The organism is Paractinoplanes pyxinae (genome assembly GCF_026626335.1).
Taxonomy (GTDB): domain Bacteria; phylum Actinomycetota; class Actinomycetes; order Mycobacteriales; family Micromonosporaceae; genus Actinoplanes; species Actinoplanes pyxinae.
Genome location: NZ_JAPNTZ010000005.1, coordinates 244,164 through 256,410, shown reverse-complemented (window position 1 = coordinate 256,410; position 12,247 = coordinate 244,164). Strand labels below are relative to the sequence as shown.

Genomic DNA, 12,247 nt, shown 5'->3' with positions numbered 1-12,247 from the left:
CGGTCATGCGCGTTTCTCAGGCGATCGCTCAGGTTCGGGCGGAAGTTTGCGATCTGCACGCTCACCTGACGCGGTGGGGGCTGGTCACCTGGACTGCCGGAAACGTGTCGGCTCGGGTGCCGGGGGAAGATCTGCTCGTCATCAAGCCGTCGGGGGTCGAGTACGACTCGCTCACTCCGGAAGCGATGGTGGTCTGTGACCTCGACGGCAAGTTGGTCGAAGGTGAGCACAGCCCGTCCAGTGACACCGCTTCGCACGCGTACGTCTATCGGCACATGCCCGAAGTGAACGGTGTCGTGCATACGCACAGTCCGTACGCCACGGCCTGGGCGGCGCTCGGTGAGCCCATCCCGTGCTCGTTGACCGCGATGGCGGACGAGTTCGGCGGGGACATTCCGATCGGGCCGTTCGCGCTCATCGGCAGCGACGACATCGGGCGCGGGATCGTCGAGACGCTGCGCGGGTCGCGGTCGCCGGCTGTGCTGATGCGTCAGCACGGGCCGTTCACGATCGGCCCCTCGGCCAAGGCCGCCGTGAAGGCCGCCGTCATGTGCGAGGACGTCGCCCGCACGATGCACCTGGCCCGCCAGCTCGGTCCGATCGACCGGCTGCCCGCAACCGCCGTGGACCGGCTCTTCGACCGGTACCAGAACGTCTACGGCCAAGCACCTGATGGAGGAAAGCAATGAGTGAGCACGAGGTCTGGTTCCTGACCGGCAGCCAGGGACTGTACGGCCCCGAGACCCTTGAACAGGTGGCCGCGCAGTCGCGGCGGATCTCCGAGACGCTGGACTCGGCCCTGGACATCAAGGTCGTCTGGAAGCCCGTGCTCACCTCGGCCTCGTCGATCCTGGAGCTGGTGCACGAAGCGAACGCGGCGCCCGAGGTGATCGGCGTGATCACCTGGATGCACACGTTCTCGCCGGCCAAGATGTGGATCGCCGGCCTGGACGCGCTGCGCACCCCGCTGCTGCACCTGCACACGCAGGCCAACGTCGAGCTGCCGTGGTCGTCCATCGACATGGACTTCATGAATCTGAACCAGGCCGCGCACGGCGACCGCGAGTTCGGCTACATCGAGGCGCGGCTGGGCGTCGCGCGCAAGACGGTGGCCGGACATGTCACCAACCCGCGCGTTGTTGAGCGAATCGCCACCTGGGTGCGCGCGGCGCGCGGTCTGGCGGCGCTCAGAACGCTCAAGCTTGCGCGTTTCGGCGACAACATGCGCGATGTGGCGGTGACCGAAGGCGACAAAGTCGAGGCCCAGCTCCGCTTCGGCGTCTCGGTCAACACGTACGGCGTGAACGATCTCGTGCAGGTGGTCGACCAGGTGCTCGACACCGAGATCGACAAGCTGGTGGGGGAGTACGCCGACATCTACGACATCGCCCCCGAGCTGCGCGACGGCGGTGACCGGCACGACTCCCTGCGGTACGCGGCGCGCATCGAGCTCGGCCTGCGCGTGTTCCTCGAGGCCGGCGGGTTCAAGGCGTTCACCACCAACTTCGAGGACCTGGGCGGCCTGCGCCAGCTGCCCGGCCTGGCCGTGCAGCGCCTGATGGGCGACGGCTACGGCTTCGGCGGCGAGGGCGACTGGAAGACCTCGGTGCTGCTGCACACGCTGAAGTCGATGGCCCCCGGCGGCACGTCCTTCATGGAGGATTACACGTACGATCTCACGCCCGGCCAGGAGCGGATCCTCGGTGCGCACATGCTCGAGGTGTGCCCGTCCATCGCCGACGCCACGCCGCGCCTCGAGATCCACCCGCTCGGCATCGGCGGCCGCGAGGACCCCGTCCGCATGGTCTTCGACGCCGCCCCCGGCCCCGCCGTCGTGGTCGGCCTGACCGACATGGGCGAGCGCTTCCGCCTGGTGGCCAACGAGATCGAGGTGGTCGCGCCCAGCGAGCCGCTGCCCAAGCTGCCGGTGGCCCGCGCGGTCTGGAAGCCGGCCCCCGACTTCGCCACGTCCACCGAGGCCTGGCTGACCGCCGGCGGCCCCCACCACACCGTCCTGTCCTCCGCGGTAGGCACGGAAGAACTGACCGACCTGTCGGAGATGCTCTCCACCGAGCTGCTGGTGATCGACGAAGCCACCTCGATCCGCCAGTTCGCCAAGGAAATCCGCTGGAACCAGGCCTACTACCGCCTGGCCCGCGGCTTCTGACGGACGCCGGTCCCCGCTCGCGCCCGAACCGCCTCCACACGGTCCGGGCGCGAGCGGCAGGCCCACGGCCCCATGTACGGTGCGCCCGCGCGCGGTCGACCGACCATTTGGTCCGGCATGGCTGCCTGCTCGCGCCCGGCGTGCTTTCGTCGTGCGGGCGTGAGTGATGGGCCAACGTCCTGAGCGCGGTGGGCAAGCAAGCGGTTGACCGACCGTTTGGTTTGGTGTGGCTTGCTGTTCGCGCCTGGCGGTGTTGGCGCGGTGCGGGGGCGAACAAAGCCGCGCGGTCGGGCGCACGTTTCGGATCAGCGGTCAGGAAGTGACCGCATGTCTTTCTAGCGTTTGGCCATGACCGACATCCGTTCGTTCCGTATTGACGTTTCCGATGACGAGCTGGCCGATCTGCGGGACCGCCTGGCCCGCACTCGGTGGGCCGACCAGCTGCCTGGGCCTGACTGGGAACGTGGCGTGCCCACCGCGTTTCTGCGCGAGCTGGCTGACTACTGGGCGACCAAGTACGACTGGCGGGCGGCCGAAGCCGGCCTGAACGCCTACCCGCAGTTCGTTACCGAAGTTGGCGGGCAGACAATTCACTTCCTGCATGTGAGGTCGGGTCGGCCGGGCGCGCTTCCGCTGGTGCTGCTGCACGGGTGGCCGGGCTCGGTGGCCGAGTTTCTTGATGTGATCGAGCCACTGACCGGTGGCGATGAGCCGTTCGACCTGGTCATTCCGAGCCTGCCTGGGTTCGGGTTCTCGGCGCCGCTGGCCGGGCCAGGGTGGGACAGCCGGCGGATGGCCACCGCTATCGCCGAGCTGATGGGGCGGCTCGGCTATGACCGGTATGGCGCGCAGGGCGGCGACTTCGGGGCGTTCGTGGCCCCGGATCTCGGCCGGGTCGATGCGGAGCACGTCGTCGGGGTGCATGTGAATGCGGCCACCGTCGGGTTCATCCCGTTCGGCGACGTGGATCTCGACAGTCTGGAAGACTTCGAGCGGGTTCGTTACGAGCGGATGCAGAAGTTCCAGAGCGACGGCAACGGCTACTTCCAGATCCAGGCCACCCGGCCGCAGACCCTGGCCCACGCGCTGACCGATTCGCCGGTGGGGCAGCTGGCCTGGATCGCCGAGAAGTTTCAGGAGTGGAGCCACGGCGGGTTTCCCGACCGAGACCGGGTGCTCACCGACGTCTCGCTGTACTGGTTCACGCGTACGGCGGGATCGGCCGCCAACCTGTACTACGAGAGCATGCACGGCGGGAACTGGCCGACCAAGAGCTCCGTCCCGACCGGTGTCGCCAACTTTGCCGAGGATGTCGCTATCCGTCGCTTCGCGGACCAAACGAACACCATCGTGCACTGGTCGGAGTTCGACCGCGGCGGCCACTTCGCGGCCATCGAGGCGCCGGACCTGCTCGTGCAGGACGTGCGGGAGTTCTTCCGCCCGCTGCGCTGACTAGAAGTTCCACCAATTCAGGACGGTCAGGGCGCGGGTGGTGTTCCATCGGCTGTCGCCCGGCGGCTCTATCCGGAACCACTGCTTGCCCGCGTACGGCGCATACGTCGACCAGCGTCCGTTCTTCTTGCGCGCTTGTTGCACGATGCTGATCGCGTCGCTCAGTCGCTCGTCCCTGACCCCTGAAGAGCGGAAGTATTCGAGCCCGCGCAACACGTCGAAGTGCCACTCGGGGAAGGCCGGGAAGCGCACACTGGCCGGGATGGCGACGGCGCCCGTACGGTGTGACTGGTACAGCTTGTGACGCAGGAAGAACTCGCGGCCGCGCTCCGACGCCTCGCCCGTGCGCACCGGTCCGTCGTACGCGGAAAGGGCTTCCAACGCCAGGATCGTGGTGTGGAATGAGCCGTGCAGGTCGACGGCGGCGGATTTGCTCTTGCAGTTCCAGCCGCCGTCGGACTGCTGCCGTTCGAGCAGGTGCATGACCAGCTCGTCGAGCCGGGGCGCCGGAAAGCGGAAATGACTGGTGATCCGTACGAGCAAAGACACGATGCACGTCTCCGGCGCGCGCCAGCCGGATTGCCACTGCCAGAGCTGTTCACAACCGCGCAACGCAGCCGGATGGCCCGGCGGCAACCCCAGCCAGATCAACCGCAGAAGCGTGTACGTGGTCGACGTCCACTTCGGAGAATAGACGCCCTCGCCCCACCCGCCGTCGGGGTTCTGCACGGCCAGCAGCCGAGCGCCCCAGCCCTCGGTGGCGACCCGTTGCCGCTCGCGATCGACCGAAGCGGCCGGCGCGCCGGTCAGATCCCGCAGCACCCGCCACCGGACCGCCGGATCACCCTCGAGCAGCCACTGCTCGGTCATCCCCCGACTTTAAGGCCCGATGCGACATCCAGGCAGCGGCGACGAGGCCGGCCAGGGTGAGGGCGAACAAGCCCGCGTGCACCCAGCGTCCGGTGGCCAGGCACAGCGCCAGAAACGCGCCGAACACCGGCACGCCGACCGCGAGCCCGATGGTGATGCCGCGGCGGCGGTCGGCCGTGGTGAGAGCGCGGCGGCCCTGTTTGTTGACCTTGTCGATCAGCCACGGAAACAGTCCCCAGATCGCACCGTAGAGGCCGCTGTTGGCCAGGATCGCGAGGATCGGATCGCCGTGGTCGAGCCACAGCCGCAGGGGGAACCAGAACGCGATCAGCGCCACCGCGGCCACCGCGTAACGGCCGGGAGGGCCGCCCAACCGGTCAGTCCAGTGCATGGCAGGCACGTGCCCGGCCGCGCCGGGATTTACACCCGCAGAGCCGCCGAGACCGTGCCTCGCGTCATCAGCACCGGCTCGAGGCGCACCGATTCGGCCTCCCGGTTGGCCGCACCCAACTGGCTGAGCAGCAGCCGCAACGCCTCCCGCCCGACGTCGGCGAATTCCTGCCGTACGGTCGTCAGGGCGGGATTGATGTAGCCGGCCTCAGGCACGTCGTCGAACCCGACCACGCTCACGTCCTCGGGGATGCGCCGGCCGCGCTCGGTCATCGCGCGCATGACGCCCAGCGCGATGTCGTCGTTGGCCGCGAAAACAGCAGTGCACGACGGGTTCTCGGCCAGCAGCCGGCCGCAGCGGTAGCCCGAGGCGGCCGACCATTCGGCGCGCACCGTCGGGGGAGCGGGCACCCCGGCCTCGGCCAGGGCGGCCCGCCAACCGGCCTCGCGCGCCCGGCTGCCGTGCCACTGTTCGGGCCCGGCCACGTGCCACACCGTGCGGTGGCCGTTGGCCAGCAGATGCCGGGTGGCCAGCAGCCCGCCGGCGTGCTGGTCGATCGAGACGTTCGGGGTGGGGCAGCTCGGCGGCCCGTCCACCGTCACCACCGGCATGCCGGTGGGCACCGCGTCGAGCACGGCCGCCGCCGCGTCGACCGGGGCGACGACGATGAGCCCGGCCACGCCCTGCCCGGTCAGCCGGACCACGAGCCGGCGGGTGGCCGCCGTCGAGTCGTAGCCGCAGACGTGCCCGACGGTGACCGGCAGGTCGGCGTCCAGCCCGGCGTCCCCGATGGCCTGGACCATGCTGGCCGGGCCGTAGAGGGTGGTGTTCTGGGCGACCACGCCGATGACGGGGGTGGCGCTGCCGCGGGAAGTGGGCGGCGCAGGACGCGTCCTCATACAACTGGTCCTTTGCTCCGGAGGCCCCCACGAAACCTCGGCCTGGGAGGTGGTGAACGCAAACATGCTTGCTTCCGGCGTATCCGGTCAAGCCCTCGTTACGTCCTTGTTACGTCATCCGAAAAAGGGCCGCTCCACTGCTCGGACAGATCGGCCGCCACCTCGCTCAGCAACCCGATGAAATCGTCGGCCAGCGGGTCCGGGCCGACCGAGACAGCAGCGATCTCGCGGCTCAGCCGGGGCGACACGAGTTCACGGTGGACGGCGCCGGGCGTGGGCCGCACGGTCAGCCGCGACAGCATGGTCACGCCGATACCGGTCCCGACCAGCGACTGAGCCACGTTGTAGTTCTCCGTCTCGAACTGCACCCGCGGCGTGAACCCGGCCGCCTCGTCGAGCTGCCGCCGCGCCGCGTGCCCCGAGATGATCACAATCCACGGCTCGTCGGCCATCTCGGCCAGCCGCAGCCGCCGCCGGCGGGCCAGCCGGTGGTCGTCCGGCAGGCAGATCACCATCGGGTCGGTCAGCAGGGGTTTTCGGGAGACCGCGGACGAGGGCGGCTCGCCGTACGAGGCGACCACGGCCACGTCCAGCTCGCCGGCGGTCACCATCGGCACGCCGCGGTGCGACGGGATCTCGACGATGGTCAGCTCGGCGTCGGGCCGCTGGTGGCGCAGGGCGGTGAGCGCCGGCGGCAGCAGGTGCTCGGCCGCGGCCTGGAACGTGCCGATCCGCAGCCGCCGCGAGAGGGGGCCGATCGCCGCCCGGAATTGCTGCTCGGCCCGCTCGCTGTGCTCGATGACGGCGTCACCGGCGTCGGCCAGGATCACGCCCGCGTCGGTCAACCGGGCGCCCCGTGGCCCGCGTACGACAAGTGCCGTTCCCCAATCGGCCTCGGCCCGCGTCACCTGGCCCGACACCGCCGCCGGGGTGACGCCCAGCTCCTGCGCGGCGGCGGCCAGCGAGCCGTGCGCGCGGATCAACGCCAATAGCCGCAACTGACCGGGATCGACCATCAAGAGATGCTAACGCTCGCCGTAATGGCATTAACTTCTTTTGTCACAGCGGGCGAACCAGGCTGGCGTTATGCCAACTCACTTCGCCGCCTTCGTCGCCACGGTCGCGCTTTTGGCCGTCCTGCCCGGCGCCAACAACGCCTCGATAACCCGGCAGACCCTGTCGTACGGACGTCGGGCCGGCCTGGCCGCCGTGGCCGGATCCTCGACCGGCATCGTCGTGTGGGCCGTGGCCGCCGCGGCCGGGCTCTCCGCCGTGCTGCTGGCCAACCCGGACGCGTACCTCGTCCTGCGGCTGGCCGGCGCGGCCGTGCTGGCCGGACTCGGCCTGCAGACCCTGCTGACGGTGAACCGGCCGGCCGAGCCCGGGGCGCGCCGCAAGGGCTTCCTGGTCGGCGTGCTCACCAGTCTGGGCAACCCCAAGGCGGGCGTCGTCGCCGTCTCGTTGATCCCGCAGTTCGTCACGCCCGGCGGCCCGGTGCTGCTGTCGTCGATCGCTCTGGGTGTCGTCTGGGCGGCTGTTTCCGGTACGTGGTTCGCGTTCTATGTGTGGGTCGTGGACCGCGGGCGGGCCCGCATCGCGAGCCCGGCCACGCGTAAGGTCGTGCGGGCGGCGACCGGTGTGACCATGCTCGGGCTGGGCGTCGCGGTGGCCATAGCCGCGTGAATGTCCGATTCGCAGAGAACTGGCCATTCGCCGTTTTCGGCGGTCACGGTGACAGAAGGTGTGTGGATCGCCGCACGGGGCATCGAAACAGGCGTGGACCTCTCGTCCTACGCACGAAGGCCTAAGCATCGTGACCTGCGCATGCACACCTCGGCGGGGCTGACAATACTCCGACCGAGCGACCGGATCACGCGTCTGTCCAGTACGGAATACATCGCAACTGCTGACGTACCAGCGGTGCCAGACTTCGTTGTCGAAGTCTTCGAGCACGTAAGAGCTATGGGAAACCGCGCCCCCTGATCGTCAGCGCGCACCCGCCGGCGGCCCCCTGACCGCGGCCGGTTCCGCGCACAAGGAACAGAGAGTGATGATGACCGATCTACCCACCGTCGTGTCGATTGCCGCGCTCCTCGCCGTCGTTATTGCCCTCGTCGTGCAGCAGCAGCAGGCGCGCACCGCGCAGATGGTCGACGTCCGCGAGCGCCACTTCGAGCTGATCAAGCTCATGCTCGACCACCCCGAGCTGGACTACAACGCGACCGACCGCCCGCCCTCGGACGAGCGGAAGACCGCGATCGGCATGAGCCTGTGGATGGCCCACTGGAACACCCTGTGGCACATCGGCAAGCTCGACGAGAAGGCCCTGCGCTTCAACCTGGAGGACCTGTTCGCCAACCCCGAGGCGCGCAGCTGGTGGCGCCGAGTGTCGAGCGCCTGGTCGTCCAAGGGCACGCGCAAGGAGCGCCGCTTCCTCGTGATCGTCGGCGAGGAGTGCGAGGCCGCCCGGGCCAAGCCGTCGGCCCAGCGCCGCGAGCCGGTCAACAGCGGTTCCGGCGTACGCGACTAAGCCTCAACCGGGCGCCGGGCTTGCCGATCAGGCAGATCCCCCCTGATCGGCAGGTGCAGCATGAGCATGGTCCGCTACGCCCTGAGAACCGCCGGCTTCGCCGCGCTCTACCTCCTGGCCACGGTGGCCGGGCTGGCCACTCCTGCGTCCAGTTCCGGCGTACGGCTGTTCTGGCCGGCCGCGGTCGTCGGCGCCCTGTGGCTCGTGGCGCAGGCCCGCTTCGGGCGGCGCAACCTCGACGTGATCGCGCTCGCCGTGGTGGCCGTGCTCGCCCCGGGCAGCGGGGACGGTCTGCTGCACTCGTTCGTTCAGGCTGTGCCCCAGGTCGTGCCGGCGCTGTTGTTCGCGTGGCTGTTCGACCGCTGGCTGCCCGGCTACTGGCTGGGCCACGGTGACCGATTCCGGCGGGTCGGGCCGTCGCTGGCGCGGCTGGCCGGAGTGGCGGCGCTCGGCGGTCTGTCGGCGGCGGTGCTGCTCAAGGTGGTCAACACCGAGCTGGGCTTCGGCGAGGCCGGGTACGTGCTGGTGCGGGACGCGGCGGCGTTGGTGCTGGTCGTGCTGGCGGCCCGGGGCGTACGCCGGCTGACCACCCGCCGCGGCGCCAAGCCGGCCGACCGGCCGGGCCTGACGCTGGTCCGCTGAGCGCAGTCCGCTGAACGCCGGCCGCGGCTGGCGGGCTCACGCCGTACGCGGGAAAGCAGTTAAGCGCCCGCGGCGAACACGGTCCAATTCTCGGCCAGCTCGAAGCCCATCGCCTGGTACAGCGGCAGGCCGTCGGGCGTGGCGTGCAGGAACGCGGTGCGCGCGCCGGCTTTGTAGGCGTCGCTGAGCACAGCAGCGGTGGCCAGGCGGCCGTAGCCCTTGCGGCGGAACGCGGGCGGCGTGGCGATGTTGAAGACTCCGACCTGATCGCCCACCTGCAGGCCGAACGAGGTGGCCACGGGCACGCCGTCCACCTCGAGCAGGTAGCCGGTCGCGCCCGGCAGCTCGATGACCGCGGGCTCGGCGAAGATCGTGAACAGCGGCTCCGGCGCCTCGAAGCCGGCCGCCATCGTGCGCTGGTAGGCGACGCTGTCGGCGTTGGTGATGCGGCGCGCGGCCGGGACGTCAGCCGCGTCGGCCTCGGTCAGCTCACGGATCATGAAGGGCAGCGGCATGCTGCCGGTGAGGCCGTGCTTGGCGGCGACCTCGACGATCCGCTCCTCGACGTCGTCGCCGCGCACGTGGATCGTCCAGGCCACCTCGGCCAGCCGGGGCGAGGCGGCCAGCTCGGCGATCTCGTCCGGCGACGGGTCGCGGGTGACGGCGGCGACGCCGTTCAGCGAGGGGAAGGGCGCGCCGGTGACGATCTCGGCGGTGCCTCCGGGCGTCTGGCGGAAGTAGCCGTTGCGCTGCGAGCCGGCGAGCAGTTTCAGGGCGCCCAGCCAGGCGCTCGCCGCGGTGTCCGCGGCATCAACCAGAGTCACCCTCTAAACGTAGGAGTTCACCGGCCCGACAAGGGCTGGTTATGGGCAGGCTCACGCGGGACGTGGCAGTCTGGCCGACGTGACGGCAGAGCTCGATACACCGACCAGGCGGCTGCTCGACGCGGCCAACGCCAACGACACCGATGCCTTCCTGGCCGCCTTCACGGCCGACGGCGTGGTCGATGACTGGGGCCGCGAGTTCCGCGGGGCCGAGGCCATCCGCGGCTGGAGCGACCGCGAGTTCATCGGCAAACAGGTCACCCTCGCGGTCGAAGAGGTGACCCGCGACGGCGACGAGACGGTGGTCACCGCCGCGGTCGGCGGCAACGGCTTCAACGGCCCGAGCCACTTCACCTTCCGCACCGCCGGCGACCGCATCGCCCGGATGACCATCCGAGCATGATCGAGGCCGTCCTAGCGGCCAACCGGGCGTACCTGCTCGGCTGGAACGACGGCCCCGCCGAGGGCGACATCTACCGCAGCGGGCTGCCCCACGCCCCGCTCAACGGCGTGGTGCGCCTGACCGGGCAGGATCCGGCCGACGCGTACCCGCAAGCAGTCGACCGACTCGAGGGCGTGCCCCGGGTGTGGTGGGTCGGCGAGGACAGCGACCCCGGCACCGCCGAAGCCCTGAGGTCGCTGGGCGCACGGCAACTGACCCGCATGCCGGTCATGGTGGCCGAGGTGGCGGCCGCCCCGGTGGTCCCCGAGCCGTCGGGCGTCGTCATCGAGGAGGCCCGAGACATCACCGAGTTCGTCACCGCGTACGCGAAAGCCTTGGGAATCCCCGACGAGGCGGTGCTCCGGGCTGCCGAGCGCGAGAAGACGTTCGGCCACACCGTGCTGCGGCTGGCCGCCCGCCTCCCCGACGGCCCGATCGCCGGCACCGCCGAGGCCTACCTCAGCGACGGCCTGGTGACCCTCTACTTCGTCGGCACGCAGCCGCCCTTCCGCCGCCGCGGCATCGGCGCCGCCCTGACCCAGGCCGTCCTGCGCCACGCCGCCGTCCGCGGCATCCCGATGGCCGCGCTCACCTCGACGCCGGTCGCCCTCCCCGTCTACCGTCGCCTCGGCTTCACCGAAGTGAGCCAGTACGAGCTCTTCACGTTCTGATCGTCGCTCAGACGACCTCGTCGATGACTCCGGAGCAGACGTCCCAGCACTTCCAGGCCGCTGCTCGCGCCTCAGCCAGCAATGACCCCTCATCGAGCGTATCGCCGTCCTGCAGAATCCAGCGCCACACCGGGAACGATTCCGACTCCGCTTCCCACGGTTGGCCGAGCGTTCTGCGGAGCTGCGGGGCCAGCCCACTCAGCCGGTCGGCGACGCGCTCGTCGCGTACACCGCGGTCGCCCACGCGAACACCCACATACATCGTGAACTCGCCGTGTCTGTTGATCGAGGGGTTGTGCCATTCGATCACGATCGCTGCGGGCGCTTGACCGGCGGCGTTCTGCCACCCGTGCTTCGACATGACAATGCGGGGTTTACGCGGGTTCGTCTCTTCGTCGGCGCGAACATCGATGTCCTTATGCCCTCGGGCAAGCACCTCTTGAGCAAGGGTGTCGACTTGATTGAGGAAGAGATTGTGCAGTTCTTCGTTGGCTTCGCCGCGTATCGCTGCCCATTCCTCGATGATCTTGAAATGGTCGAGGTAAAACCGGACTCGATCGTTGTGGATCGGGCGGAAGGCGGGTCCTGTCGCATCCTGAGTCATGAGTGTCGTGGTCTCCGTCCGACGAGTGCTTGAAGAGTCCGTCGGTATTCCTGGACGGCCGGGGCGATGACGGTGTCGTCCTGGCTCCTGATCGCGTCGTCGAGGAGGTCGGCGATCTTGGACCATGCCATTCCACGCCAGGCCTCCTGAGCCTGCGACGTGGTAGCGGTGATTGGGTTGCGGCCCGAAAGCGTCAGGAATACGAAGCGCGTCCCTGGGTCGCCGCGCCAGTCCTCGAAGACCCGTTGGCACTGGTCTTTCGATTCGCTCGCGTCGACCTTCAGCTCGGCTATCAAGCGCCAGCCGTTGCCGCTGATCACGATGTCTGCACGGGATCTCTCGCGAACGACCTCGGTGAAGGTCCGCGCGTCGGTCAGCGTCTCAGGAACGTCACCGGTCTCCTTGAGCAGCCGTTCGAGGAAGGCCTCACCCAGCGCATGACTGCCCGACGGATCGCACAGCCAACGGAGAACGGCGCTGTGCGCCAGCTCCCGGCGGTGAACGCGGGCGACGCTCATGAGATCGGCAGGTTCTCGCGTCCACCGACCCAGTTGGACGAGCCTGTCTCGCTCCGCCCTCATCACTTGGAATTCAGCTTCCCAAGCGACCACATCTCCACGGTCGGCAGCTCCGATCCGTTCCCACGCCTGCGCCATCTCGGCAAAGATTTCAGACCACTCGTTCGTCTGCACGGTCCCGCCTTCGCTCCAGGTCGGGCAAGGCTATGGGAGTGCCTGTTGATTGGGCGTCGTCCG

15 protein-coding genes are annotated in these 12,247 nt (G+C 69.4%); 8 read left to right on the top strand and 7 right to left on the bottom strand.

The genetic code is table 11. From position 1 onward, the window contains the following. The first annotated feature begins 5 nt into the window (after positions 1-5). The 3 genes from OWR29_RS15535 to OWR29_RS15525 all read left to right on the top strand — a co-directional run bounded on the left by OWR29_RS15535 (position 6) and on the right by OWR29_RS15525 (position 3,619). Positions 6-689, top strand: coding sequence for an L-ribulose-5-phosphate 4-epimerase (locus OWR29_RS15535; protein WP_267563530.1), 684 nt, complete (start codon positions 6-8; stop codon positions 687-689). Next, positions 686-2,167, top strand: a complete 1,482-nt coding sequence (araA, locus tag OWR29_RS15530; protein WP_267563529.1) for an L-arabinose isomerase — start codon at positions 686-688, stop codon at positions 2,165-2,167. The genes OWR29_RS15535 and araA overlap by 4 nt, the downstream gene beginning before the upstream one ends. A 348-nt stretch (positions 2,168-2,515) precedes the next feature. Continuing rightward, complete coding sequence (locus OWR29_RS15525) at positions 2,516-3,619, top strand: epoxide hydrolase family protein (protein ID WP_267563528.1); 1,104 nt, start codon at positions 2,516-2,518, stop codon at positions 3,617-3,619. On the opposite strand, the gene OWR29_RS15520 is transcribed toward OWR29_RS15525, so the two are convergent. The 4 genes from OWR29_RS15520 to OWR29_RS15505 all read right to left on the bottom strand — a co-directional run bounded on the left by OWR29_RS15520 (position 3,620) and on the right by OWR29_RS15505 (position 6,795). Continuing rightward, on the bottom strand, positions 3,620-4,489 hold the full coding sequence (locus tag OWR29_RS15520; RefSeq protein ID WP_267563527.1) for a hypothetical protein: 870 nt from the start codon (positions 4,487-4,489) through the stop codon (positions 3,620-3,622). It lies immediately after the preceding gene. Further along, positions 4,461-4,826: a hypothetical protein gene (locus OWR29_RS15515; RefSeq protein ID WP_267563526.1), complete on the bottom strand. Its 366-nt coding sequence runs from the start codon at positions 4,824-4,826 to the stop codon at positions 4,461-4,463. The genes OWR29_RS15520 and OWR29_RS15515 overlap by 29 nt, the downstream gene beginning before the upstream one ends. A gap of 83 nt (positions 4,827-4,909) precedes the next feature. Next, positions 4,910-5,779, bottom strand: a complete 870-nt coding sequence (locus OWR29_RS15510; protein ID WP_267563525.1) for a substrate-binding domain-containing protein — start codon at positions 5,777-5,779, stop codon at positions 4,910-4,912. 98 nt (positions 5,780-5,877) lie between these two features. Then, complete coding sequence (locus OWR29_RS15505) at positions 5,878-6,795, bottom strand: LysR family transcriptional regulator (protein WP_267563524.1); 918 nt, start codon at positions 6,793-6,795, stop codon at positions 5,878-5,880. Positions 6,796-6,865: 70 nt separating this feature from the next. Here OWR29_RS15505 and OWR29_RS15500 point away from each other — a divergent pair, with 70 nt between their 5' ends. From OWR29_RS15500 to OWR29_RS15490, 3 genes are all read left to right on the top strand, one after another. Next, complete coding sequence (locus OWR29_RS15500) at positions 6,866-7,462, top strand: LysE family translocator (protein ID WP_267563523.1); 597 nt, start codon at positions 6,866-6,868, stop codon at positions 7,460-7,462. A 370-nt stretch (positions 7,463-7,832) separates the two neighbouring features. Beyond that, positions 7,833-8,309, top strand: a complete 477-nt coding sequence (locus tag OWR29_RS15495) for a DUF6082 family protein (RefSeq protein WP_267563522.1) — start codon at positions 7,833-7,835, stop codon at positions 8,307-8,309. Positions 8,310-8,369: 60 nt separating this feature from the next. Then, complete coding sequence (locus OWR29_RS15490) at positions 8,370-8,951, top strand: hypothetical protein (protein ID WP_267563520.1); 582 nt, start codon at positions 8,370-8,372, stop codon at positions 8,949-8,951. Positions 8,952-9,010: 59 nt separating this feature from the next. Here the strand turns inward: OWR29_RS15490 and OWR29_RS15485 are convergent, their stop codons facing one another. After that, positions 9,011-9,775, bottom strand: a complete 765-nt coding sequence (locus OWR29_RS15485; RefSeq protein WP_267563519.1) for a GNAT family N-acetyltransferase — start codon at positions 9,773-9,775, stop codon at positions 9,011-9,013. 79 nt (positions 9,776-9,854) lie between these two features. On the opposite strand from OWR29_RS15485, the gene OWR29_RS15480 reads away from it, so the two are divergent. Together OWR29_RS15480 and OWR29_RS15475 are read left to right on the top strand one after the other, a co-directional pair. Then, complete coding sequence (locus OWR29_RS15480) at positions 9,855-10,178, top strand: nuclear transport factor 2 family protein (protein ID WP_267563518.1); 324 nt, start codon at positions 9,855-9,857, stop codon at positions 10,176-10,178. Next, positions 10,175-10,888 carry a GNAT family N-acetyltransferase gene (locus OWR29_RS15475; RefSeq protein WP_267563517.1) on the top strand — a complete coding sequence of 238 codons (714 nt, stop codon included), beginning with the start codon at positions 10,175-10,177 and terminating at the stop codon, positions 10,886-10,888. The genes OWR29_RS15480 and OWR29_RS15475 overlap by 4 nt, the downstream gene beginning before the upstream one ends. Positions 10,889-10,895: 7 nt before the next feature. On the opposite strand, the gene OWR29_RS15470 is transcribed toward OWR29_RS15475, so the two are convergent. Both OWR29_RS15470 and OWR29_RS15465 read right to left on the bottom strand, forming a co-directional pair. Further along, complete coding sequence (locus tag OWR29_RS15470) at positions 10,896-11,492, bottom strand: hypothetical protein (RefSeq protein ID WP_267563516.1); 597 nt, start codon at positions 11,490-11,492, stop codon at positions 10,896-10,898. Next, positions 11,489-12,184, bottom strand: coding sequence for a PD-(D/E)XK nuclease family protein (locus OWR29_RS15465; RefSeq protein ID WP_267563515.1), 696 nt, complete (start codon positions 12,182-12,184; stop codon positions 11,489-11,491). The genes OWR29_RS15470 and OWR29_RS15465 overlap by 4 nt, the downstream gene beginning before the upstream one ends. Positions 12,185-12,247: the final 63 nt, after the last annotated feature.